At 61.5% G+C, this 22,415-nt stretch carries 20 protein-coding genes; 19 read left to right on the forward strand and 1 reads right to left on the reverse strand.

Going from position 1 to position 22,415, the window contains the following annotated elements; translation table 11 throughout:
* Nucleotides 1–1,531 (reverse strand): retention module-containing protein (locus tag D8U70_RS27990; RefSeq protein WP_241664655.1); only part of this gene is annotated, 1,531 nt, incomplete at its 3' end.
* Nucleotides 1,532–1,892: 361 nt separating this feature from the next.
* On the opposite strand from D8U70_RS27990, the gene D8U70_RS12275 reads away from it, so the two are divergent.
* The 19 genes from D8U70_RS12275 to D8U70_RS12365 all read left to right on the forward strand — a co-directional run bounded on the left by D8U70_RS12275 (nt 1,893) and on the right by D8U70_RS12365 (nt 22,339).
* Nucleotides 1,893–3,245, forward strand: a complete 1,353-nt coding sequence (locus tag D8U70_RS12275) for a TolC family outer membrane protein (RefSeq protein ID WP_071174002.1) — start codon at nt 1,893–1,895, stop codon at nt 3,243–3,245.
* A 33-nt stretch (nt 3,246–3,278) separates the two neighbouring features.
* Nucleotides 3,279–5,435, forward strand: a complete 2,157-nt coding sequence (locus D8U70_RS12280) for a type I secretion system permease/ATPase (RefSeq protein ID WP_130928976.1) — start codon at nt 3,279–3,281, stop codon at nt 5,433–5,435.
* On the forward strand, nt 5,425–6,792 hold the full coding sequence (locus D8U70_RS12285; protein ID WP_024011116.1) for an HlyD family type I secretion periplasmic adaptor subunit: 1,368 nt from the start codon (nt 5,425–5,427) through the stop codon (nt 6,790–6,792). Before D8U70_RS12280 ends, D8U70_RS12285 begins: the two co-directional genes overlap by 11 nt.
* A gap of 333 nt (nt 6,793–7,125) precedes the next feature.
* Nucleotides 7,126–8,022 carry a TauD/TfdA family dioxygenase gene (locus tag D8U70_RS12290; RefSeq protein WP_130928977.1) on the forward strand — a complete coding sequence of 299 codons (897 nt, stop codon included), beginning with the start codon at nt 7,126–7,128 and terminating at the stop codon, nt 8,020–8,022.
* Nucleotides 8,023–8,039: 17 nt separating this feature from the next.
* A complete protein-coding gene (locus tag D8U70_RS12295; protein WP_130928978.1) occupies nt 8,040–8,900 on the forward strand; it encodes an ABC transporter ATP-binding protein in 861 nt (286 codons plus the stop codon).
* Between the two features lie 20 nt (nt 8,901–8,920).
* Nucleotides 8,921–9,787, forward strand: a complete 867-nt coding sequence (locus tag D8U70_RS12300) for an ABC transporter permease (protein ID WP_041477414.1) — start codon at nt 8,921–8,923, stop codon at nt 9,785–9,787.
* 174 nt (nt 9,788–9,961) lie between these two features.
* The gene (locus D8U70_RS12305; protein ID WP_130928979.1) at nt 9,962–10,879 is read left to right on the forward strand and encodes a LysR family transcriptional regulator; all 918 of its coding nucleotides are present in this window, start codon (nt 9,962–9,964) and stop codon (nt 10,877–10,879) included.
* Nucleotides 10,880–11,102: 223 nt separating this feature from the next.
* The gene (locus D8U70_RS12310) at nt 11,103–12,641 is read left to right on the forward strand and encodes an MFS transporter (protein WP_130928980.1); all 1,539 of its coding nucleotides are present in this window, start codon (nt 11,103–11,105) and stop codon (nt 12,639–12,641) included.
* 27 nt (nt 12,642–12,668) lie between these two features.
* Nucleotides 12,669–13,736: an HlyD family secretion protein gene (locus tag D8U70_RS12315; protein ID WP_130928981.1), complete on the forward strand. Its 1,068-nt coding sequence runs from the start codon at nt 12,669–12,671 to the stop codon at nt 13,734–13,736.
* Nucleotides 13,733–15,301 (forward strand): efflux transporter outer membrane subunit, encoded by a 1,569-nt coding sequence (locus D8U70_RS12320; protein WP_177433968.1) that lies wholly within the window; start codon nt 13,733–13,735, stop codon nt 15,299–15,301. Before D8U70_RS12315 ends, D8U70_RS12320 begins: the two co-directional genes overlap by 4 nt.
* A 78-nt stretch (nt 15,302–15,379) precedes the next feature.
* Nucleotides 15,380–15,625, forward strand: a complete 246-nt coding sequence (locus D8U70_RS12325) for a DUF2789 domain-containing protein (protein ID WP_122705336.1) — start codon at nt 15,380–15,382, stop codon at nt 15,623–15,625.
* An 89-nt stretch (nt 15,626–15,714) separates the two neighbouring features.
* Nucleotides 15,715–15,960, forward strand: a complete 246-nt coding sequence (locus D8U70_RS12330) for a type II toxin-antitoxin system Phd/YefM family antitoxin (protein WP_041477418.1) — start codon at nt 15,715–15,717, stop codon at nt 15,958–15,960.
* Nucleotides 15,950–16,231, forward strand: coding sequence for a type II toxin-antitoxin system RelE/ParE family toxin (locus tag D8U70_RS12335; protein ID WP_122751862.1), 282 nt, complete (start codon nt 15,950–15,952; stop codon nt 16,229–16,231). The genes D8U70_RS12330 and D8U70_RS12335 overlap by 11 nt, the downstream gene beginning before the upstream one ends.
* Nucleotides 16,232–16,592: 361 nt before the next feature.
* Nucleotides 16,593–17,021 (forward strand): MarR family transcriptional regulator, encoded by a 429-nt coding sequence (locus D8U70_RS12340; protein WP_016772266.1) that lies wholly within the window; start codon nt 16,593–16,595, stop codon nt 17,019–17,021.
* Nucleotides 17,018–19,081 carry an FUSC family protein gene (locus tag D8U70_RS12345; RefSeq protein ID WP_130928983.1) on the forward strand — a complete coding sequence of 688 codons (2,064 nt, stop codon included), beginning with the start codon at nt 17,018–17,020 and terminating at the stop codon, nt 19,079–19,081. The genes D8U70_RS12340 and D8U70_RS12345 overlap by 4 nt, the downstream gene beginning before the upstream one ends.
* Nucleotides 19,078–19,287, forward strand: coding sequence for a DUF1656 domain-containing protein (locus D8U70_RS12350; RefSeq protein ID WP_016772264.1), 210 nt, complete (start codon nt 19,078–19,080; stop codon nt 19,285–19,287). The genes D8U70_RS12345 and D8U70_RS12350 overlap by 4 nt, the downstream gene beginning before the upstream one ends.
* A complete protein-coding gene (locus D8U70_RS12355) occupies nt 19,284–20,171 on the forward strand; it encodes an HlyD family secretion protein (RefSeq protein WP_130928984.1) in 888 nt (295 codons plus the stop codon). Before D8U70_RS12350 ends, D8U70_RS12355 begins: the two co-directional genes overlap by 4 nt.
* Nucleotides 20,168–21,610, forward strand: coding sequence for an efflux transporter outer membrane subunit (locus D8U70_RS12360; RefSeq protein ID WP_056786958.1), 1,443 nt, complete (start codon nt 20,168–20,170; stop codon nt 21,608–21,610). The genes D8U70_RS12355 and D8U70_RS12360 overlap by 4 nt, the downstream gene beginning before the upstream one ends.
* 93 nt (nt 21,611–21,703) lie before the next feature.
* Nucleotides 21,704–22,339 (forward strand): NADH:ubiquinone oxidoreductase subunit N, encoded by a 636-nt coding sequence (locus tag D8U70_RS12365; protein WP_071174014.1) that lies wholly within the window; start codon nt 21,704–21,706, stop codon nt 22,337–22,339.
* Nucleotides 22,340–22,415 lie beyond the last annotated feature (76 nt).

Raw genomic sequence — 22,415 nt, forward strand, 5'->3', positions numbered from 1 at the left:
TGGACAGAGTGACGGTTACCGGCGTCTGCGCTGGATTAGTCAGCGTCGCGGTGTAAGTGATCTGACCGCCTTCAACGATGTTGTTGGTCGCAGTCAGGGTCAGGCCGGTGTTGTCGACCGAGTCGGTGATCGTAGTGACTGCTGGCGTGGTGTTCGGCACCAGGTTTTCGAAATTGCCGCCAGTTGCGCCAGTGATCGTGGTGCTGACGGTGCTGCCATTGTTGTAAACGTCATTGGCCGCAGTCGGCACGTTGAGGGTGCCGACGGTCTCGCCGGTAGCAATGGTGATGGTCGAACCGTTGGACAGAGTGACGGTTACCGGCGTCTGCGCTGGATTAGTCAGCGTCGCGGTGTAAGTGATCTGACCGCCTTCAACGATGTTGTTGGTCGCAGTCAGGGTCAGGCCGGTGTTGTCGACCGAGTCGGTAATGGTGGTAACAGCTGGCGTCGGGTTCGGCACCAGATTTTCGAAATTGCCACCGGTAGCGCCGGTGATCGTTGTCGTAACGGTGCTGCCATTGTTGTAAACGTCATTGGCTGGCGTCGGCACGTTAACAGTGCCGGTAGTCTGGCCAGCGCCAATGGTAATGGTCGAGCCGTTCGACAGAGTGACGGTTACCGGAGTTTGCGCCGGGTTGGTCAAAGTCGCCGTATAGGTAATCTGGCCGCCTTCGGTCACGCTCGAACCAGCCGTCAGCGTGACGGTAGTGGTATCGACGGTGTCGGTGACCTGCGTGGTCGCCGGGATAGTTGGCGGGGTCACGGTGATGCCATTGCCGCCGCTGGTGCCGGTGACGGTCACGTCGATCTGGGTCGGGTCGTTGTAGACCGTGTCGTTCGGCGCCAGCGGCACGTTGACGGTGCCAGTGGTGGCGCCGGCCGGGATGACGATCACTGCGCCATTGGACAGGGTGATGGTCAGGTCGGTCAGCGGCGCCTGGGTCAGGGTCGCGGTGTACACCAGCACGCCGCCGGCTTCGGTGATGGTCGGCGTGGCGCTGAGGCTCAGGGTCGAGTCGCGCAGCGCGTTGGTGGTGGTGTCGGTGGTCAGGCCGCCGGTGGTGTCCTGCGCGACTTGGCCGGCAGAATTGATGCCCGCCGTCGGAAAGCCAATGGTCGGATCGACGCGGCCAGCGGTGGCGTCGAGCATGACAAAGCTGTGACCACCACCGGCGGCGCCAACGGTACCTGCGGCGGTCGGGCCGGCCGCGGTGGATTCGAGTGCGGTGGTCGGGTCGACACCGGCGGCGATGGCTTGCTGCAGTTCTTCTACAGAAGGCGCAGCCTGCGCGGTGGCTTCGGCCAGGTCAGTGCTGGAGTCAGGCGAGCTGGCGCTCCACTGGGTGTCACGGCCCAGATCGAGCATGCGGCCATCGGCCAGTTCCAGCGACACCGCGCCGGACAGGCCGGTATCGATCTGGTCGCCGACATACAGGCGATCGCCTTCAACGAGTACGCGACGCACGCCCTCTGGGGACACCACGAAAACCTGACCGACAATGCTTTTGACGACGGCAACAACACTGCTCATTGAAGACTCTCCGGGGTGTCACATTCAGTTGACTTCCATGGACCTGACGGGCGTCGGCGCCACTTCAGTCTGGACGTACTTTCTATAAATGGATAACTTATTGACGCTGTATTTCCGTCAATAATCTGGCTATAAATTATCGCGATTAACTTTATGCCAAACTATTGACCTTCTGGGAGCCATCCTAAACAATCGCCCCACTAATGTCACATTGATATTTCCGCGGCGACCTGTCCTTCAGCCTGTCATCCAGTTCCTCTTTTGAACTTTCCGACATACGGTCTTTCGGGTTGCCATCATCCGACGCAGCACCACGTTTCTGCTGTGATTCAAGACAAGAAGTTCCGGGAAAACTCCAACCATGCGTTCGCTTTTGCTCCTTGCCGCTCCCTTCGCTCTCGCCGCCTCATTCGTACAAGCACAATCCTTACCAGAAGCCATGCAACAGGCGCTGGATGTCCATCCGGAGATTCAGGCGGGGGTCAATAGTCGATTGGCGGCGGATTATCAGTTAAAGGCTGCGAAAGGGGGATACCTGCCCAAGGTCGATCTGCTCGGCGGTTATGGCCGTGAAGGCACCGACAGTGTGACCACTCGAGCGAACGGTGGAAGCAATCACTGGGAGACGTTGAACCGCAGCGAGTCAAGTTTACGTCTCTCGCAAATGGTTTTTGACGGTTTCGCGACGTCCAACGAAGTTGCGCGTCAACAAGCCAACGTCAGCTCCCGTGCTTACTCGTTGCTGGGCACTTCCGAACGCACTGCGCTGACCGTCGCCCAGGTTTATCTGGACGTGCTGACCCGTCGTGAATTCGTCCGTCTGGCCGAGGAAAACCTCAAGAGCCACCAGCGCATCTACGATCAGATCCAGCTGCGCACCCAGCGCGGCGTCGGCAGCGGTGCCGACCTTGATCAGGCCGAAGCGCGTATGGCCCAGGCCCGCAACAATCTGATCACCGAGCAGACCAACCTCGCCGATGCGGAAACCAACTTCCTCAGCGCCGTCGGCCAGATGCCCGACCAGCTCGAGCGCCCTGCGCCGTTCATGGCGATGATGCCCGCCAACCTCAATGAAGCCCGCGCGCAGATGCTGGAAAACAGCCCGATCCTGCGTTCCGCCGAGTCGGATATTGCCGCTGCCGAGAAGCAGTTCGCCACCGCCAAATCGACCTTCTACCCGCGCTTCGACGCTGAGCTGGGCCGTACCGCCGACAACGATCTCGACGGCCAGAACGGCCACAACAACGAATGGCAGGCCATGCTGCGCATGCGTTTCAACCTGTATTCCGGTGGCAGCAACAAGGCCGATCTGGAATCCAAGTCGTACCTGGCCAACCAGGCGCTGGACATCCGCAACAACGCCCTGCGTCAGTTGAACGAAGAGCTCGGCCTGGCCTGGAACGCGCTGAACAACGCCAACGCTCAGGTGCCGATCGCTCAGCAGTACGTCGATCGCAGCACCTCGGTGCGTACTGCCTACCAGCGTCAATTCAGCCTCGGCGAACGCACCCTGCTGGATTTGCTCGACAGCGAAAACGAACTGTTCACCGCCTCGCGGCGTCTGGCGGAAATCAAGAACATTCAGTTATTTACTCAGTACCGAATCAAGGCGACCATGGGCCAATTGCTCAAAAGCCAGGGAGTGGTCGCGCCGTTGGCATCCGTTGTGCAGAACGACGTGAAGCCCAAGGTCCAGCTGCCTGGGATGAACTGAGTTATCCCTTTCAACTGTTAAAGAGTGTCGAGCGTGGAATCAGAAGTCAGTCGAGTTCAACTCAGCCATGATCCACGCGCGTTGCATGACGATCCGTTGCTGGATGGTCTGCTCGCCCTGTGCATGCTGCACCAGAAGCCTGCCAGCGCGGCGATGCTGACCACTGGCCTGCCGCTGCCCAAACAACGTTTGAGTGTCGAGTTGCTGCCGCGCGCAGCGGCTCGCGCCGGCCTGCAGGGGCGGGTGTTGCAGCGCAAGCTCGAAGAAATTCCGGCGATCGCCATGCCCGCGCTGTTGCTGCTCAAGGATGGCCGCAGTGCCGTCCTGCTCGGCTGGCAGGGCGACAACGAAGCACGAGTGCTGCTCAGCGAAAGCGATGGCGGCGAGTCGGTGGTCAGCCGTGAACTACTGACCGACGATTACACCGGCAAAGTGTTCTTCGCCCAGCCGCAGCACAAATTCGACGTCAGCCACGGCACGCTGATCCCGCGTGCACGCTCGTGGTTTCGCGACACCCTCAAGCGTTCGCGCTGGCTGTACGCCGATGCGATCGCCGCCAGTTTCCTGATCAACATCATCGCCATGGCCGCGCCGCTGTTCGTGATGAACGTCTACGACCGCGTGGTACCGAACCAGGCCGAAGCAACCCTTTGGGTGCTGGCGCTGGGCATCACCGGCGCTTACATCTTCGACTTGATCCTCAAGAGCCTGCGCAGCCTGTGCCTGGATCTGGCCGGGAAGAAAACCGACCTGATCATCTCCGCCACGCTGTTCGAGCGCATTGTCGGCATGGCGATGAAATACCGCCCGGCGCGGGTCGGCAGTTTTGCCCAGAACATCCATGAGTTTCAGAGCCTGCGCGACTTTCTCGCGTCGCTGACCCTGACCAGTCTGATCGACCTGCCGTTCACCATCCTGATTTTCATCGTCATCGCCATTCTCGGCGGGCATCTGGTGTGGATTCCGGTGCTGGCGTTCCCGATTGCCCTGCTGATCGGCTACGCCTTGCAGAAGCCGTTGATCGCGACCATGGAACGGACCATGGCGCTGGGCGCCGAGCGCCAGTCGAGCCTGATCGAAACGCTCGCCGGGCTGGACGCGGTCAAGGTCAACAACGCTGAAAGCGAGCGCCAGTATCAGTGGGAGCAGACCATCGGCACCCTCAGCCGTCTCGAGCTGCGAGTGAAAATGCTCTCCGGTCTGGCAATGAACATCACCTTGCTGATCCAGCAACTGGCCGGGGTGATCATGATCGTCTTCGGCGTGTACCAGATCATCGCCGGCAACCTGAGCATGGGCGGGCTGATTGCCTGCTACATGCTCAGTGGCCGCGCCCTCAGCCCGCTGGCGTCGCTGTCCGGCCTGCTCACGCGCTATCAACAGGCGCGGGTGACCATGACCTCGGTCGACCAGATGATGGAGCTGCCGCAGGAGCGCAACTTCGAGGAGCGCCCGTTGAGCCGCAAGGTTCTGCAGGGTGCGATCGAATGCCGGCAGCTCAGCTTCACCTATCCGGACCAGCAGAACCCGGCGCTGAAGAACATCAACCTGGTCATCCGTCCCGGCGAGAAGATCGGCATCATCGGTCGCAGCGGCTCGGGCAAAAGCTCGCTGGCGAAACTGCTGGTGGGCCTGTATCAACCGGACGACGGTGCCTTGCTGGTCGACGGCGTGGACATCCGTCAGATCGACGTCAGCGAACTGCGCTACAACATCGGTTACGTGCCGCAGGACATCCAGCTGCTGTCCGGCACCCTGCGTGACAACCTGGTGTCCGGCGCGCGTTACGTCGAAGACGAGCTGGTGCTGCAAGCCGCCGAACTGGCCGGCGTGCACGAGTTCGCCCGTCTGCACCCGCAAGGCTACGAGCTGCAAGTCGGTGAGCGCGGGCAGAACCTCTCCGGCGGCCAGCGGCAGAACGTCGCCCTGGCCCGGGCGCTGTTGCTCAATCCGCCGATCCTGCTGATGGATGAGCCAACCAGTGCGATGGACAACACCGGCGAAGAACGCCTCAAGCAACGCCTCGCAGCAGTGATTGAAAACAAGACCGTGGTGCTGGTCACGCACCGGGCATCGCTGTTGTCGCTGGTCGATCGCCTGCTGGTGATCGATCGCGGGCAGATTCTCGCCGACGGCCCGAAAGCCGCCGTGATGGAAGCGTTGAAGAAGGGGCAGATCAGTGTTGCTTAAGTCCGGTGTCAAGGAGTCGATCCGTCGCTACTTCAAGGGCTCTGCCTCGCTGCAGGGTCAGCCGCTGCCGGAGGTCAACAAGGCGCTGATCGAAGACGCCCCGCGCGTCGTGCGCCTGACCATCTGGGCGATCATCGGCTTTTTCGTGTTCCTCATGCTCTGGGCCAACTTCGCCGTGATCGACGAGGTGACCAAGGGCGACGGCAAGGCGATTCCGTCGTCGAAGATCCAGAAAATCCAGAACCTGGAGGGCGGTATCGTCTCCGAGCTGTTCGTCAAGGAAGGCCAGATCGTCGAGGCCGGCGCGCCGCTGATTCGTCTCGACGACACACGTTTTGCCTCCAACGTCGGCGAAACCGAGGCCGATCGCCTGTCGATGCTGCTGCGGGTCGAGCGTCTGAGCGCGGAAGTCGATGATCGTCCGCTGAATTTCCCCGAGGACGTACTCAAAGCCGTGCCGGGTCAGGCGAAAAGCGAAGAGTCGCTGTACATCAGCCGCCGTCAGCAATTACACGATGAAATCGGCGGCTTGCAGGAGCAGTTGATCCAGCGTCAGCAGGAACTGCGTGAGTTCAGCTCCAAGCAGGCGCAGTACCGTCAGCAACTCGGTTTGCAGCGTCAGGAAATCAACATGTCCGAGCCGCTGGTGGCGCAGGGCGCGGTCTCGCCGGTGGAAGTGTTGCGTCTCAAGCGTGCCGAAGTGGAAACCCGTGGCCAGCTCGACGCGACCACGCTGGCCATCCCGCGCGCGGAATCGGCGATCAAGGAAGTGCAGCGCAAGATCGACGAAACCCGCGGCAAATTCCGCAGCGAAGCGCTGACCCAACTCAACGAAGCCCGCACCGACCTGAACAAGGCCCAGGCCACCGGCAAGGCGCTGGAAGACCGCGTCAGCCGTACGCTGGTTACCTCACCCGTGCGGGGCATCGTCAACAAGTTGCTGGTCAACACTATCGGCGGTGTGATCCAGCCGGGCAGCGACATGGTCGAAATCGTGCCGCTGGACGACACCCTGCTGGTCGAAGCCAAGATCCGCCCGCAGGACATCGCGTTCCTGCATCCGGGTCAGGAAGCGATCGTCAAATTCACCGCCTATGACTACACGATTTACGGCGGCCTGAAGGCACAGCTGGAGCAGATCGGTGCGGATACCATCACCGACGAAGACAAGAAAACCACCTACTACGTGATCAAAGTGCGCACCGAGCGCAGCCACTTGGGCACGGATGAAAAGCCACTGCTGATCATCCCGGGGATGGTGGCGTCGGTGGACATCATCACTGGCAAGAAATCGGTGTTGAGCTATTTGCTCAAGCCGATCATTCGGGCGCGGGCTGAGGCGTTGCACGAGCGCTAGATCTTCGGCGCTGGTGACGGCCTATTCGCGAGCAGGCTCGCTCCCACAGGAGATTGCATTCCAACTGTGGGAGCGAGCCTGCTCGCGAAGGCGTCCTCCGAAGCGCTACATATCCGTCGGTAAGTGACACAAATGGTCACCCACCCCCTCACCATTCGCCATATCGTTATTCATTAACGGTATTTAATTTCCAATTCTTATAGCTATAAAGTCACCCACCTGCGTACCTGCCGACCAATCGGCGCGCCGCACGACCTGAACCGACACGCAATCCAGCGTGAGTGTCTGATCGACGAGCGCGGCCATGAGCGCGCCGTGCTTGGGAGATGATTGATGTCCGCCGCTACTGCCACCGAAAGCGCCGCAACTGCCGCGCCGCAAATCTTCGAAATTCGCCCCTTCAGCGGTGCCGTCGGCGCCGAGATCGTTGGCCTCGACCTGCGCCGGCCGGTCAATGATCAGGACTTCGCGCGCATTCACCGCGCGCACCTGGATCACCACGTCGTGGTCTTTCGCGATCAGCAGATCACCCCGCAACAGCAAATCGATTTCAGCCGTCGCTTCGGCGTGTTGCAGATCCATGTGCTCAAGCAGTTCCTGCTGGCCAATCACCCGGAAATCCTCATCGTGTCCAACATTATCGAGAACGGCCAGAACATCGGTCTCGGAGACGCCGGCAAGTTCTGGCATTCCGATCTCTCCTATAAAGAGCTGCCGAGTCTCGGCTCGATGCTGCACGCTCAAGAGCTGCCCGCCGAGGGCGGCGACACGCTGTTCGCCGACATGCACAAAGCCTGGGACGACTTGCCCGCTGCCTTGCGCACTGCGGTCGAAGGACGTTCCGCTGCGCATTCCTATACCGCGCGCTACAGCGAAACCAAGTTCGAAGGTAACTGGCGCCCGACCCTGACCCCGGAGCAACTGGCTCAGGTCGCCGAAGTGGTGCATCCGGTGGTGCGCACGCATCCGGAAAACGGCCGCAAAGCCTTGTTCGTCAGCGAAGGCTTCACCACGCGCATCGTCGGCTTGCCGGAAGACGAAAGTCGTCAGTTGCTCGGCGAACTCTTCGCCCACAGCGTGCTGCCGCAAAACATCTACCGCCATCAGTGGGAACCGCATGATCTGGTGTTCTGGGACAACCGTTCGCTGATCCACCTCGCCGCCGGCTGCCCTGCGCATCTGCGCCGCAAGCTGTATCGCACGACCATTCAGGGCGACGCGCCTTTCTGATTTGCCGGAGATCGACCATGAACGCCCCTTTGCCAGGCCACGCGGCCAGCAACCCGATCGCCCGCAGCGAAGCGTTGCTGGCCGTCGATCACGTCAGCCTCGAATACCGCACGCCGCAACGCGTGGTGCGCGCCACCCATCAAGTCAGTTTCGCCGTCGACCCGGCTGATCGGTTCGTCCTGCTCGGCCCGTCCGGTTGCGGGAAATCGACCTTGCTCAAAGCGGTCGCCGGATTCATCCAGCCCTGCGAAGGAGAGATCCGCCTGCAAGGCCAGCGCGTCGATGCGCCGGGGCCGGACCGCATTGTGGTGTTTCAGGAATTCGACCAGTTGCCGCCGTGGAAAACCGTTAAGCAAAACGTGATGTTCCCGCTGCTGGCCTCGCGCACCTTGAGCAAGAAAGACGCCCAAGAGCGTGCGTTGCATTATCTGGAAAAGGTCGGCCTCGCAGCATTCGCCGACGCCTATCCACACACCTTGTCCGGCGGCATGAAAGCACGGGTGGCGATCGCCCGGGCGTTGGCCATGCAACCTAAAATTCTTTTGATGGACGAACCCTTCGCTGCACTCGACGCGTTGACTCGCCGCAAGATGCAGGAGGAATTGCTGCTGCTCTGGGAAGAGGTGCGCTTCACCCTGCTGTTCGTCACCCATTCGATCGAAGAAGCCTTGGTGGTCGGCAATCGCATCCTCTTGTTGTCGCCACATCCGGGCCGGGTGCGCGCCGAACTGCACAGCCATCAATACGACCTGCACAGCCTCGGCGGCGTGGCGTTTCAGGAATCGGCGCGGCGCATTCATCGTCTGCTGTTCGATGAGGGCCAGGCGCTGGAGACCGAGCGTGATCACGACTTCAACGACATTCGCATCGCCTATTGAGCGGCCAGGAGGACTACCCGATGAGCCATTCATCATCCGTGCGTGAAGAATTCGAAACCGTGCTCGAGCCGCTGACCGCAGTTCCGGTCGAGCGCGAATTGCCGCTTGGCACGCGCCTGTGGCAACAGGGCTGGCTGCGCAAAAGCCTGATCCTGATCGTGCTGGCGATCATCTGGGAGGTGGTCGCGCGGATTCAGAACAATGACCTGATGCTGCCGAGTTTTCTGCAAACTGCGCAGGCCCTGTTCGACGGGCTGCTCAGTGGCGAGTTGCTGGCCAAGGTGTGGATATCCCTGGTGGTGCTGATCAAGGGCTACCTGATCGGCATCGTCCTCGCGTTCGCTCTGACGACATTGGCGGTCTCGACCCAGTTGGGACGTGATCTGCTCAGCACCATGACTTCGATGTTCAATCCGTTGCCGGCGATTGCCCTTCTGCCGCTGGCGCTGCTCTGGTTCGGATTGGGGCAGAACAGTCTGATTTTCGTGCTGGTGCATTCAGTGTTGTGGGCGTTGGCGCTGAACACCTATGCCGGATTTCTCGGTGTGTCCGAGACGCTGCGCATGGCCGGGCGCAACTATGGCCTCAAGGGTTTGCGCCTTGTGTTGTTCATCCTGATCCCGGCGGCACTGCCGTCGATTCTCGCCGGTTTGAAGATTGGCTGGGCGTTTGCCTGGCGTACGTTGATCGCGGCCGAACTGGTGTTTGGCGCGACCAGCGGCAAGGGCGGGCTGGGCTGGTACATCTTCCAGAATCGCAATGAGCTGTACACCGACAAGGTGTTTGCCGGGTTGGCGGTGGTGATCCTGATTGGTCTGCTGGTGGAAAATCTGGTGTTTGCCACCCTCGAGCGCGTGACCGTCAAGCGCTGGGGTATGCAGCGCTGAGGTCTTCGTTGGCTGGGCCGGCCTCTTCGCGAGCAGGCTCGCTCCCACATGAGAACGCATTCCAAGGTGGGAGCGAGCCTGCTCGCGAAGAGGCCAGCGCTGGCATCGTCACTCTTTAGGGATGTTTGCTAGCATTGCGCCCGGATCAATCCAGATCAGCCAAGAGTGCTCAGCATGCAACTCCCGGACATGAACCTTCTGGTCGCCCTCGATGCCTTGCTCGACGAGGGCAGTGTGGTCGGCGCGGCGCGGCGGATGAACCTCAGCCCGGCGGCCATGAGCCGCACGCTGACGCGGATTCGCGAAGCCATCGGCGATCCGATTCTGGTGCGCGCCGGGCGTGGCCTGGTGCCGACCCCCAAAGCCCTCGAACTGCGCGAACAGGTGCGCGACGTGGTCGAGCAGGCGGCGCTGCTGTTCCGCTCCGCCGACAGCGTCGAGCTGGGCACCTTGCGCCGGCGCTTCAGCATTCGCGCCAATGATTTCTTCGTCGGCGTTTACGGCGGCAAGCTGTTCGACACCCTCGACCAACTCGCCCCGTATTGCGAATTGCGCTTCGTCCCGGAAGGCGATGGCGACGATGAGGCGCTGCGCGAAGGACGCATCGATCTGAGCGTCAGCAACACCCGTCCGCTCACCCCGGAAGTGAAAGTGCAGAACCTGTTCTCCACCCACTTCGTTGGCCTGGTGCGCGAGAATCATCCATTGCTCGATGGCGAAATCACGGCCGAGCGCTACGCCGGTTTTTCCCATATCAGCATGTCGCGGCGTGGCATCGCTCGCGGCCCGATCGACACGGCGTTGAATGCGTTGGGGCTGGAGCGTCGAGTGGCGGTGATCGCGCCGAGTTTCCACGCGGCGATGTTTGCCTTGCCCGACTCCGACCTGATCTTGCCGGTGCCCAAAGAAGCCCTGCTCAGCGTGCGGCGGCTGGGGCTGAAACTGCGTTCATTCGATCTGCCGATTCCACTGCCTATGCTGATGCTGACCCAGGCCTGGCACCCGCGCTTCGACAAGGACCCGGCCCACCGCTGGCTGCGTGAAACCCTCAAGACCTGCTGCGATGAAACGTGGCTGGCGGCACAGCCCTGATCTCTGCGCCAACACCAAACCCTGTGGGAGCGAGCTTGCTCGCGAAAGCAGTTTGTCAGGCGCCGTTAATACAGCTGACCTGACGCATTCGCGAGCAAGCTCGCTCCCACAGGGGGATTTAAATACTGCACGCAATGCACTTATAACCTGCCCATAAGTCAATTTTCGTCAGCATCAAGCCCCACTAAAATGCTCCGGTATTTCACCCCCGGAGTTTTCATTCATGACATCCCTGACGGTCACGGCGCCTCTCGTCGCGACCAGCCCGGCGACGGCGGCTGCGCCACCGGTGTTCGGGGCGCGGATCATCATTGGTCTGGTCGGCGTGCTGTTGGCCGTGCTGGTCTCGGGCCTCAACGAGATGGTCACCAAAGTCGCACTCGCCGATATTCGCGGCGCGCTGCACATCGGCTACGACGAAGGCACCTGGCTGGTCGCCAGCTACACGGCGACGTCGGTCGCGGCCATGGCCTTCGCGCCGTGGTGCTCGGTGACCTTCTCGCTGCGCCGCTTCACCCTCTGCGCGATCGGCCTGTTTACCTTGCTCGGCGTGCTGTGCCCGTTCGCCCCGAACTACGAAAGTCTGCTGCTGATGCGCATCCTCCAGGGCCTCGCCGGTGGTGCATTGCCGCCGATGCTGATGACCGTCGCACTGCGCTTTCTCCCAGCGAACATCAAACTGTACGGACTGGCCGGCTACGCCCTGACCGCGACTTTCGGCCCGGGACTCGGCACGCCGCTGGCCGGGCTGTGGACCGAATACGTCGGCTGGCAATGGACCTTCTGGCAGATCATCGTGCCGTGCCTGATCGCCATGGCCGCAGTGGCTTACGGATTGCCCCAGGATCCGCTGCGGCTGGAACGTCTCAGGGCGTTCAACTGGAAGGGCCTGCTGTTGGGCTTTCCGGCGATCTGCATGCTGGTGATCGGTTTGTTGCAGGGCAATCGACTGGACTGGTTCGAGTCGAATCTGATCTGTGGATTACTCGGTGCCGGTTCGCTGCTGCTGGTGGCTTTTATGATCAATGAATGGTCGCAGCCGATTCCGTTTTTCAAGCTGCAGATGCTCGGCATCCGCAACCTGCTGTTCGCCCTGATCACCCTCGCCGGGGTGTTGATCGTGCTGCTGGCGGTGGTGTTGATTCCGTCGAGTTATCTGGCGCAGGTGCAGGGTTATCGTCCAGCGCAAACCGCGCCGATCATGCTCATTGCCGCGCTGCCGCAGCTGATTGCGCTGCCATTGGTGGCGGCGCTATGCAACTTGCGCTGGGTCGATTGTCGCTGGGTGCTCGGCATGGGTCTGAGCATGCTCGCGCTGTCCTGCCTCGGCGGTTCACACCTGACTTCGGCGTGGATTCGCGATGACTTTTACGTCCTGCAATGGCTGCAGATTTTCGGCCAGCCGATGGCGGTGTTGCCGCTGCTGATGTTGTCGACCGGCAGTATCACGCCGATGGAAGGGCCGTTCGCGTCGGCGTGGTTCAACACCGTCAAAGGTCTCGCCGCAGTGGTCGCCACCGGCGTGATCGAAGCGCTGACCACCGCGCGCCTGCATTTCCATTCGACCATGTTGGTCGACAGCCTGGGCAATTCGCCGCTGGCCGATCACAGCGATCCGGGCCTCGCTCACCGCGTGCACGAGCAGGCGGTGGTGCTGACTTCGTCCGATTTGTACCTGTGCATGGCTGGCGTCGCCGTGGCGTTGATCCTGCTGATTTTCTGGCTGCCGACGCGGATTTATCCGCCGCGCGCGCCGACCTGATCGCTGTACTGAAACTGAAGGTTTTTTATGACTCAATCCAAGCAAAAACTCGCGGTGGCCGTGGCTGCCGCGCTGGCGGTGGGCGTGCTGGTGTACCTGGCGATGCCCGGGCTGTTCGGCCAACGCACCGAGCAAACCACCAACGACGCCTTCGTCTCCGCCGACTACACGCTGGTGGTGCCGCGCGTGGCCGGGTTCATCAAGCAGGTGCTGGTCGAAGACAATCAGCAGGTCAAGGCTGGGCAATTGTTGGCGCTGATCGATGACCGTGATCTGCGCGCAGCGGCGGAAGCGGCGGATGCGCAAACCCTGGTCGCGCGTGCGCAGTTGCAGAACGCCAGCGCGACCCTGGAGCGGCAGGCGTCGCTGATTGCTCAGGCGCAGGCCACAGTGGTCTCGGCCAAAGCGGAAATGGCTTTTGCGCAGCAGGAACTGAACCGCTACAACCATCTCGCCGGTGTCGGCGCCGGCACCGTGCAGAACGCGCAGCAGGCGCGCACGCGGATCGATCAGGCCTCGGCGCGCCTCGACACCGCGACCGCGAAGCTGGCGGCCGAACGCAAGCAGGTCGAGATTCTCACGGCCCAGCGCAACGCCGCCGACGGCAATCTGAAACATGCGCAGGCGGCGCTGGAGATTGCCAGTTTCAACCTCTCTTACACACGCATCACCGCGCCGCAGGACGGCATGATCGGCGAGCGTGCGGTGCGCGTCGGCGCCTACGTCACGCCGGGCAGCAAACTGTTGGCGGTGGTGCCGTTGCAGCAGGCCTATGTGGTGGCCAATTTTCAGGAAACCCAGTTGACCGACGTGCAGCCCGGGCAGGGTGTGCAAGTGCGGGTCGACAGCTTGGGCGGTGAAGCCCTGACTGGCCGCGTCGAGAGCATTGCGCCGGCAACGGGCGTGACCTTTGCGGCGGTGAAACCGGATAACGCCACCGGTAATTTCACCAAGGTTGTGCAGCGGATTCCGGTGAAGATCTTGCTGGAACCGGGCCAGCCACTGGCCGAGCGGTTGCGGGTGGGGATGTCCGTCGAGGCGAGTATTGATACCGCCAGTTCAAAGGCGTCCGGGCGCGAGGTGACGCAGCGATGATCGGTGTTGAATCGGCTGTCGCCTTCGCGAGCAGGCTCGCTCCCACAGGGACAACGCATTGCAGAATGTGGGAGCGAGCCTGCTCGCGAAAAAGCCAGTGGCAGCAGCTAACCTTCAGTGCCTTGCTCACAATGAGTCTCACCGCCTGCACTGTCGGCCCAGACTTCCAGAAACCCGAAACCAAGCAGCCTGCCGACTGGGCCAAACCGAGCCAATCCGCCCCGAGCCAGGCCGTCAGCGAGCCCCTGAACGAACGCTGGTGGGAAACCTTCCACGACCCGCAACTTTCCGCACTCACCCAGCGCGCGCTGAACAACAACCTCGACCTGCAACTGGCCAGCAGCCGCCTGCAACAAAGCCGCGCCGCGCGCCAGGTGATCACCGCCGAGCGTTATCCGCACAGCACCGCCAGCGGCAGCTACGGGCGCAAACGCAACAGTGGCAAAGGCTTGAACGATCCATCGGGAAATAACGGCGACGAGGCCTTCAACCTGTGGGATGCCGGCTTCTCGGCGTCATGGGAACTGGACTTCTGGGGCCGCGTGCGCCGTGAAACCGAAGCCGCTGATGCCAATCTCGAAGTGGCAGAAAACGACCGTCGTGACGTACTGCTGACCGTGCTCGCCGACACCGCGCAAAACTACATTCAGCTGCGCGGCGTGCAGAACACCCGCGCCGTCACCGCGCAGAACCTCGACGTCGCCCGCCACAGCCTGAAACTCTCGCAGCTACGGCTGGCCGATGGCGTGGCCACCGATCTCGACGTCGCCGAAGCCGCCGCGCAAGTCGCCGCCATCGAGGCACGGCTGCCGGCGCTCGAGCAGCGTCAGGCGCAACTGATCAACGCGATCAGTCTGTTGATGGGCGAGCCACCGCAAGCTCTCGCTCAAACGTTATCCACAGACGCGGCAGTACCGCAGTCACCACTGCAAGTCGCCATCGGCCTGCCGTCGCAATTGGCCGAACGCCGCCCCGATATCCGCCAGGCCGAAGCGCGTCTGCACGCCGCCACCGCCAACATCGGCGTGGCCAAGGGCGATTTCTATCCGCGCATCACCCTGTCCGGCAACCTCGGTTCACAGGCCATGCAGCTGAGCGATTTCGGTTCATGGGGCTCGCGTGCCTTTGCCATCGGCCCGCAATTCAGCTTGCCGTTGTTCGACGGCGGTCGCCTTCGCGGCATGCTGCAACTGCGCGAAGCCCAGCAACAAGAAGCGGCCATCGCCTACCAGCAAACCGTGCTGCGCGGCTGGCATGAAATCGACGACCAACTGACCGCCTACAACGCCAGCCAGCGCCGGCGCGACAGCCTCGCCGAAGCCGTGCGCCAGAACCAGATCGCCCTGCGCACCGCGCAACAGCAATACGTCGAAGGCGTGGTCGATTTCGTCAACGTCCTCACCGTGCAGAGCGCCTTGCTCGCCACGCAGGAGCAATGGGTGGAAAGCTCGACCGGCGTTTCCCTGGCGATGGTCGGTTTGTACAAGGCGTTGGGCGGCGGATGGCAATCGGTCTATCCGGCAGCGCAACTGGCCGCAGGCTCACCTGACGTCGCCAGACCCTGAACCTGCAGCGACAGCTATGATCAACTCCATTGCAGCAAACGGCGCAACGCCGGACCTGAATTGCAGAGGAGTTGCATCATGGAAAATCCGCAGCACAGCCTACCGGCCCTGTTCAAACAACTCGGCCTCGATGACGACCCGACCGGCATCGACCAATTCATCGCCAGCCATTCGCCGCTCAAACCGGATTTGCATCTGGCTGACGCGTTTTTCTGGACGGCAGGTCAGGCGCAGTTTCTGCGCGAGGAGATTCTGGATGATGCGGATTGGGCGGAAGTGGTGGATCAGTTGAATGTGATGTTGCGTAAGGGGCGGGTGGGGTGATCATCGCGAAGTTGTATCCTCGTTGAACGCCACAGTTGTCCACATGGCATAAATAGACCAAAATCACGTCCTAATTTGAGGTTCTTATTATGCAAAGCGTTCTCGCCGATATGGCTGTCAGTGTCTCTGAACTGAAGAAAAATCCTACTGCCGTGTTGAACGGTGCACATGGGGGGGCCGTCGCTGTCCTCAACCACAATCGCGTCATGGGTTATATGGTGCCGGCCGAAGTTTATGAAGCAATGATGGAGCGGCTTGATGATCTTGAGCTGGCTGACATTGTTCGTTCGCGCCTCCACGAAACGCCCATTTCGGTAAGCCTGGATGACTTATAAGCTTGAGTTTCTGCCGTCTGCGCACAAAGAGTGGAACAAGCTGGGTCATACGCTGCGGGAGCAGTTCAAAAAGAAGCTGGGTGAGAGGCTGAAGCTTCCGAGAATCCCGGCTGACGCCCTCCACAGCATGCCTGACTGCTACAAAATCAAACTCAAAGCCTCGGGGTATCGATTGGTTTACCAAGTCATCGACGAACGAGTCGTGGTTTCCGTGCTAGCGGTTGGCAAGCGCGAACGCAGCAGTGTTTACGATACTGCCAGGAACCGTTGAACGAGCCCCCGCTTTATTCAAGTGGCCGATGTTTGTCGATGAGATTCTTGAGTGACCGGACTGGGCCACCAAAGTGTGGGATCAGTTGATGTATCGTCTGGCATGAGGCGCAGCATGTAAAAAAATTGCGCGAAAAGGCTCAGATGTAAAAAAAACCTCCTTCTGTAAAAAAAATTTCGTTTTGTCCGTCGCATTAGATTTTTCCTTCGAAAAATTACAAATCCAACTCGTGGTACGCCTCGGCCAAGCGTGGGGAGATTTGTTTCAAAACTTGACTGAAATTCCCCTCCAATGCGATATTGATAGTTAGCAAACTAACAGTGTCCGTTATCCCGTGTCCGATTCCCTCGACAGTCTCCAGATGAACATCAGCAGCGCCATGGTGGTGGCCGCGCGGCATTGGCGGAAGATCTGCCAGACCACGCTGGTCAACTATGGAATTTCCGAAGCCTGCGCCGTGCCCTTGTTGATGATCGGGCGTTTGGGCGAGGGCGTGCGTCAGGTGCAAGTCGCCCAGGCTGCGGGGATGGAGAGTCCTTCGCTGGTGCGCTTGCTCGATCAGCTGTGCCATGCCGGTTACGTCTGTCGCACCGAAGATGCGCAGGATCGCCGGGCCAAGTGCCTGAGCCTGACCGATACCGGTCGCGAGCTGGTGCAAGCGGTGGAGGCCGAGCTGGTGCGCTTGCGCCACGAAGTGCTGGAAGGCATCGAACGCAGCGATCTGGAAGCTACGCTTCGGGTACTGAGGGCTTTTGAGGCGGCGAGTTCGCCTGTGGTGGTCAATTCTTGAACGGTTTTTTCACTGGCATGCCGCCGGCCCGTGACTGGTTTTACGGGGTCCGTACTTTTGCAGCGTCGATGATTGCGCTGTACATCGCCTTGCTCATGCAAATGCCGCGTCCGTATTGGGCGATGGCCACGGTGTACATCGTCTCCAGCCCGTTTCTCGGCCCGACCAGCTCCAAAGCGCTGTACCGCGCGGCCGGTACATTTCTCGGCGCAGCGGCGGCGGTGCTGTTCGTGCCGATGTTCGTGCAGAGCCCCTATGTGCTGGTGGTGGTGATCGCGTTGTGGACCGGCATTCTGCTGTTCATGTCCCTGCATCTGCGCACGGCCAACAGCTATGCGCTGATGCTGGCCGGCTACACCTTGCCGCTGATTGCCCTGCCGGTGGTCGATAATCCGCTGGCGGTGTGGGACGTGGCCGAGGCGCGTACCGAAGAGATTTTCCTTGGCATCGCCGTCGCTGCGGTGGTCGGTGCGATGTTCTGGCCGCGACGGCTGGCGCCGGTGTTCAACGATGCAGTAAGCAAGTGGTTCGCCGATGCGACGAGCTACAGCCTGAAGTTTCTCAGCCGCGATGTGCAGCCGGAAGAAGTCACCGCGCTGCGCATGGCCATGGTCGCCAATTTCAACAGCCTCGAGTTGATGATCGGCCAGTTGCCCCACGAAGGCGCGCGGCCACAAACCGTGCGTAACACCAAGGAACTGCGCGGCCGGATGATTCACCTGTTGCCAGTGATCGATGCCCTAGAGGATTCGCTGTACGCCCTCGAACGCCGCACCCCGGAACTGGTGGAAAAATTCCAGCCATTGCTGACTGCGACCCGGGAATGGCTGGACCACGCAGACGCCAATCTCGAGCGCTGGCAAGCACTCAGAGATCAACTCGACGCGCTGCAACCGAGCGCCGAAGCGCTGGAGGAGCGCAAACAGTTGCTGTTCTCCAATGCGATTTACCGCCTCGGTGAATTCATCGATCTGTGGCAGGACTGCCGCAGCCTGCAGGATGCGATTCTTTGCGAGCGCCAGGACAGCTGGCGCGCGGTGTACCGGCACTGGCGCCTGGGCCGGTTGACGCCGTTCATCGATCGCGGGCTGATGTTGTATTCGGTGGCCTCGACCATTCTGGCGATCATCGTTGCTTCGGTGCTGTGGATCCTGCTCGGCTGGCCGGACGGGGGCAGCGCGGTGATCCTGGCAGCGGTGGCGTGCAGCTTCTTTGCCTCGATGGACGACCCGGCGCCGCAGATTTACCGGTTCTTTTTCTGGACCGGGATGTCGGTGCTGTTCGCCAGTCTTTATCTGTTTCTGATTCTGCCCAACCTGCATGATTTCCCGATGCTGGTGCTGGCGTTTGCCGTGCCGTTCATTTGCGTCGGCACGCTGACCGTGCAGCCGCGATTCTACCTCGGCATGCTGCTGACGCTGGTCAATACCTCGTCGTTCATCAGTATTCAGGGTGCTTACGACGCTGACTTTTTCGCCTTTGCCAACTCCAACCTCGCCGGGCCGCTGGGGCTGTTGTTCGCTTTTATCTGGACGCTGGTGGCGCGGCCGTTCGGTGCCGAACTGGCGGCCAAGCGCCTGACCCGATTCAGCTGGAAAGACATTGTCAGCATGACCGAGCCAGCCAGCCTCGCCGAGCATCGGCATTTGGGCGTACAGCTGCTCGATCGGCTGATGCAGCACCTGCCGCGTCTGGCCCTGACCGGTCAGGACACCGGTATTGCCATGCGTGAAGTGCGTGTCGGTCTGAACATGCTCGATCTGCTTGCCTACACCCCGCGCGTCACCGGCGTGCCAAACGCCCTGTTGCGACAAGTGGTGGGCGAGGTCGGCGAGTATTTCCGCGCGTGCCTCAAAGCCGACGAACGCCTGCCGGCACCGAGCGGTCTGCTGATGACCCTCGATCGCACCCGCCGTGCGCTGAACGGCCAAGGCGACGATGAAACCCGTCGACACCTGTTGCACGCCTTGAGCGGTCTGCGTCTGGCCTTGCTGCCCGGCGTCGAGTTCGTCTCCAGCGCCGAGCCCGAAGAACCGCTGCCCGATGGAGCGCCCCTATGATCGGTGATCTGGATATCAGCGGCATCTTCCTGCCGACCCTGCTGGTGCTGATGGGCATCACTTACGTGCTGTTTTTGTTGGTGCATGGCGTGCTGCAACGCCTGCACTTTTACCGTCTGGTCTGGCACCGGGCATTGTTCAACGTGGCGCTCTATGCCGTGCTGCTGTACGGCGTGGACTCACTCAGTCGATACCTGATGACATGAAAAAACCGTTTCTGACCATCGGTCGCGTGGTCCTGACCCTGCTGATCGTGACTTTTGCCGTTGTCCTCGTCTGGCGCATGGTGATGTATTACATGTTCGCGCCGTGGACCCGCGACGGCCACATTCGCGCCGACATCATCCAGATCGCCCCGGACGTTTCCGGGCTGATCCATCAGGTCGAGGTAAAGGACAACCAGTTGATCAAGCGTGGTCAGGTGCTGTTCAGCATCGACCAGGATCGCTTCAAACTGGCCCTGCGCCAGGCCAAGGCCGCCGTTGCCGATCGCGAAGAAACCCTTGCCCAGGCCCAGCGTGAAGCCAAGCGTAACCGCGGTCTCGGCAATCTGGTGCCGGCCGAACAGCTGGAAGAAAGCCAGTCGCGCGTCGCCCGTGCACAATCGGCATTGGCCGAAGCCTTGGTGGCGGTCGACAGTGCGCAGCTCAACCTTGATCGTTCGGTGATCCGCAGCCCGGTCGACGGTTACGTCAACGACCGCGCGCCGCGTCCGCAGGAATTCGTCACCGCCGGGCGCCCGGTGTTGTCGGTGGTCGACAGCAACTCCTTCCACATCGATGGCTATTTTGAAGAAACCAAACTCGACGGCATCCACGTCGGGCAATCGGTGGATATCCGCGTGATCGGCGACCGCGCCAGGTTGCGCGGGCATGTCGAAAGTATCGTCGCCGGCATCGAAGACCGCGACCGCACCAGCGGCAGCAACCTGCTGCCCAACGTCAACCCGGCGTTCAGTTGGGTGCGCCTGGCGCAGCGGATTCCGGTGCGCATCGCTTTTGATGAGGTGCCGGCCGACTTCCGCATGATTGCCGGGCGTACCGCCACCGTGTCGATCATCGACGACCAACATGAGGAGTCGCAGCCATGAGCAGGGCCTGGTTGATCGCCGGGTTGGGCGTGATGCTCTCGGCCTGTCAGATGGTCGGCCCGGATTATCAGGTGCCCGCCGACGCGGCGGTGCAGCGCAAGGATATTCAGGGTGAGCTGGCAGTCGCCGGCAAACCGGTGGTCTCGGCGCCGGTGCCGGCGGACTGGTGGCGGCTGTATAAAGACCCGCGCCTCGATCAACTGGTGCAGCAGGCCATGGCTTCCAACACCGATTTGCGTGTAGCGGCGGCGAACCTGTCGCGGGCACGTGCTCAGGTGGATGAAGCCGAGGCCGCTGGTGGCTGGAGCGGCGGGGTGAAAATGGGCGCGCAACGTTTGCAGGAATCCGGTCAGGCGTTCCTGCTGCCGGAGAAAGTCCCGGTGGCCAACATTGCCGATATCGGCATCAGCGCTTCGTACCAGTTTGACCTGTGGGGCACCTTGCAACGCGGCATCGAAGCGGCCAAAGCCAATGCCGATGCGACTCAGGCCGCCGCCGACACGGCGCGCATCACTTTGGTGGCGGACGTGGTTCGTGCTTACACCCAGGTCTGCGCAGCCAACGAAGAGCGGGAAATCGCCGAGCATTCTCTCGACCTGCAATCGCAGAGCACCACGCTGATCCAGCGCCTGCGCGATGCCGGGCGGGGCGACGAGACCCAGGTCACCCGTTCGCAGACCCAATTCAAATCCCTGCGCGCCGACTTGCCGCGCTATGAAGCAGCGCGTCAGGCCGGGCTGTTCCGTCTGTCGATGCTGCTGGCCAAACCGGTCGAACAGTTGCCGGCAGGTACCGCCAGTTGCGCCGAGTTGCCGAAGATCGCGCAACTGGTGCCGGTCGGTGACGGCGCTGCGCTGCTCAAGCGCCGTCCCGACATTCGTCAGGCTGAACGTCGCCTCGCGGCGGCAACCGCCGGCATCGGCATTGCCACCGGCGAGCTGTACCCGGACATCAGCATCGGCGCGACCATCGGCACCGTCGGCATCATTGATGACCTCGGCGACCCGTCGACCAACCGCTGGGGCTTCGGCCCGTCGTTGAGCTGGAAAGTACCGACCAACGGCGCCCGTGCGCGCATTCGTGAAGCCGAGGCCAACACTCAAGGCGCGCTGGCGCATTTCGACGGCGTGGTGCTCAACGCCATCCGCGAGACGCAGACCGGTCTGGCCCAGTACAGCGCGTTGCTGCAACGCCGCGATGCGCTGGCCGAAGCCGAGCAGTCGGCGAAGCTCGCCGCCGAGCAGACGCACCGTTTCTTCCAGGCCGGCCGCGAGTCGTTCCTTGCCGACCTGCAAGCGACCCGCACCTACACCGATGTCACCGCGCAACTGGCCGGCGCCAACACTCAGGTCGCGATGAGCCAGATCGATTTGTTCCTCGCCCTGGGCGGTGGCTGGGAAAGCGGACGAACGAACACCTCGAGCGCCAGCAAACCCTGAGGCCGTTGCTATGCTTTGAAGTGTTGGAGGGGCGCCCCATGCCAAGCGCTCCTGCAATGCACATTGCTCGTGCTGGCCCAGGGGAAACCAATAATGAAAAACCCTTACGCTCTCGGCTTCTGGTGCGCTCTGGTGGCACTGGTGCTGCTCTCGGCCACGTATTTCTACGGGATCATGCTGGCCCACCAGATCGATACGGCGATGATCTTCCTCGACAGCGCCGTTGCGCTGATCGCAGTGATGGCGATCGTCGTCGTCGCGTGGACCTCGATTCAGCTGCAACGGGTCAAGAAGCGCCAGCTCGAACGGGGCAGGATGCTCGTGCTGATCTGGGACACCAAAGTCGCCCTGCGCCGGGTCGAAACGGTGTTCGACCGCTACTTCTGGGGCAGCTATTGGCAGCCCGGGCGAACCTTCGCCGAAGTCATGGGCGAGCTCACCGGCACGCCGCTGGAAAAAAGCCTCGAAGCCCTGAAGAAGCAATGCCTGGAACTCGACAAGCAGATCGCCGATGACGGCTGGCACTGGCTGAACAACGCCCGCGAGCTGTCCGACGTCGCCACGGCCATGGCCCGTGAACGCTATCAGCTGGATTTCTGCGATGTGCGAGCGGATACCACCGGCGGAGCGGTGATCGATCGCGACTTCGAAGTGCTGGTGTATACCTGGACCGCGCGGCTGAAGAGCTTTGATCATCAGCTGGATGAAATCGAGGTTCAGTATTCCTGATTTGCTGTGAATCCACCGACCTCTTCGCGAGCAGGCTCGCTTGTATGGTAGGACTTGAAGGGAGGAGGAGGGACAA

Origin of the sequence: Pseudomonas sp. Sample_20 (genome assembly GCF_004307585.1) — a bacterium.
Lineage (GTDB): Bacteria > Pseudomonadota > Gammaproteobacteria > Pseudomonadales > Pseudomonadaceae > Aquipseudomonas > Aquipseudomonas atacamensis.

Bases quoted from the DNA above. Each gene is read 5' to 3' on its own strand.
- D8U70_RS12310 (WP_130928980.1), top strand. From the start codon at position 11,103: ATGACATCCCTGACGGTCACGGCGCCTCTCGTCGCGACCAGCCCGGCG.
- D8U70_RS12290 (WP_130928977.1), top strand. From the start codon at position 7,126: ATGTCCGCCGCTACTGCCACCGAAAGCGCCGCAACTGCCGCGCCGCAA.
- D8U70_RS12320 (WP_177433968.1), top strand. From the start codon at position 13,733: ATGATCGGTGTTGAATCGGCTGTCGCCTTCGCGAGCAGGCTCGCTCCC.
- D8U70_RS12295 (WP_130928978.1), top strand. From the start codon at position 8,040: ATGAACGCCCCTTTGCCAGGCCACGCGGCCAGCAACCCGATCGCCCGC.
- D8U70_RS12365 (WP_071174014.1), top strand. From the start codon at position 21,704: ATGAAAAACCCTTACGCTCTCGGCTTCTGGTGCGCTCTGGTGGCACTG.
- D8U70_RS12305 (WP_130928979.1), top strand. From the start codon at position 9,962: ATGCAACTCCCGGACATGAACCTTCTGGTCGCCCTCGATGCCTTGCTC.
- D8U70_RS12300 (WP_041477414.1), top strand. From the start codon at position 8,921: ATGAGCCATTCATCATCCGTGCGTGAAGAATTCGAAACCGTGCTCGAG.
- D8U70_RS12350 (WP_016772264.1), top strand. From the start codon at position 19,078: ATGATCGGTGATCTGGATATCAGCGGCATCTTCCTGCCGACCCTGCTG.
- D8U70_RS12355 (WP_130928984.1), top strand. From the start codon at position 19,284: ATGAAAAAACCGTTTCTGACCATCGGTCGCGTGGTCCTGACCCTGCTG.
- D8U70_RS12360 (WP_056786958.1), top strand. From the start codon at position 20,168: ATGAGCAGGGCCTGGTTGATCGCCGGGTTGGGCGTGATGCTCTCGGCC.
- D8U70_RS12315 (WP_130928981.1), top strand. From the start codon at position 12,669: ATGACTCAATCCAAGCAAAAACTCGCGGTGGCCGTGGCTGCCGCGCTG.
- D8U70_RS12335 (WP_122751862.1), top strand. From the start codon at position 15,950: ATGACTTATAAGCTTGAGTTTCTGCCGTCTGCGCACAAAGAGTGGAAC.
- D8U70_RS12340 (WP_016772266.1), top strand. From the start codon at position 16,593: ATGAACATCAGCAGCGCCATGGTGGTGGCCGCGCGGCATTGGCGGAAG.
- D8U70_RS12275 (WP_071174002.1), top strand. From the start codon at position 1,893: ATGCGTTCGCTTTTGCTCCTTGCCGCTCCCTTCGCTCTCGCCGCCTCA.
- D8U70_RS12325 (WP_122705336.1), top strand. From the start codon at position 15,380: ATGGAAAATCCGCAGCACAGCCTACCGGCCCTGTTCAAACAACTCGGC.
- D8U70_RS12330 (WP_041477418.1), top strand. From the start codon at position 15,715: ATGCAAAGCGTTCTCGCCGATATGGCTGTCAGTGTCTCTGAACTGAAG.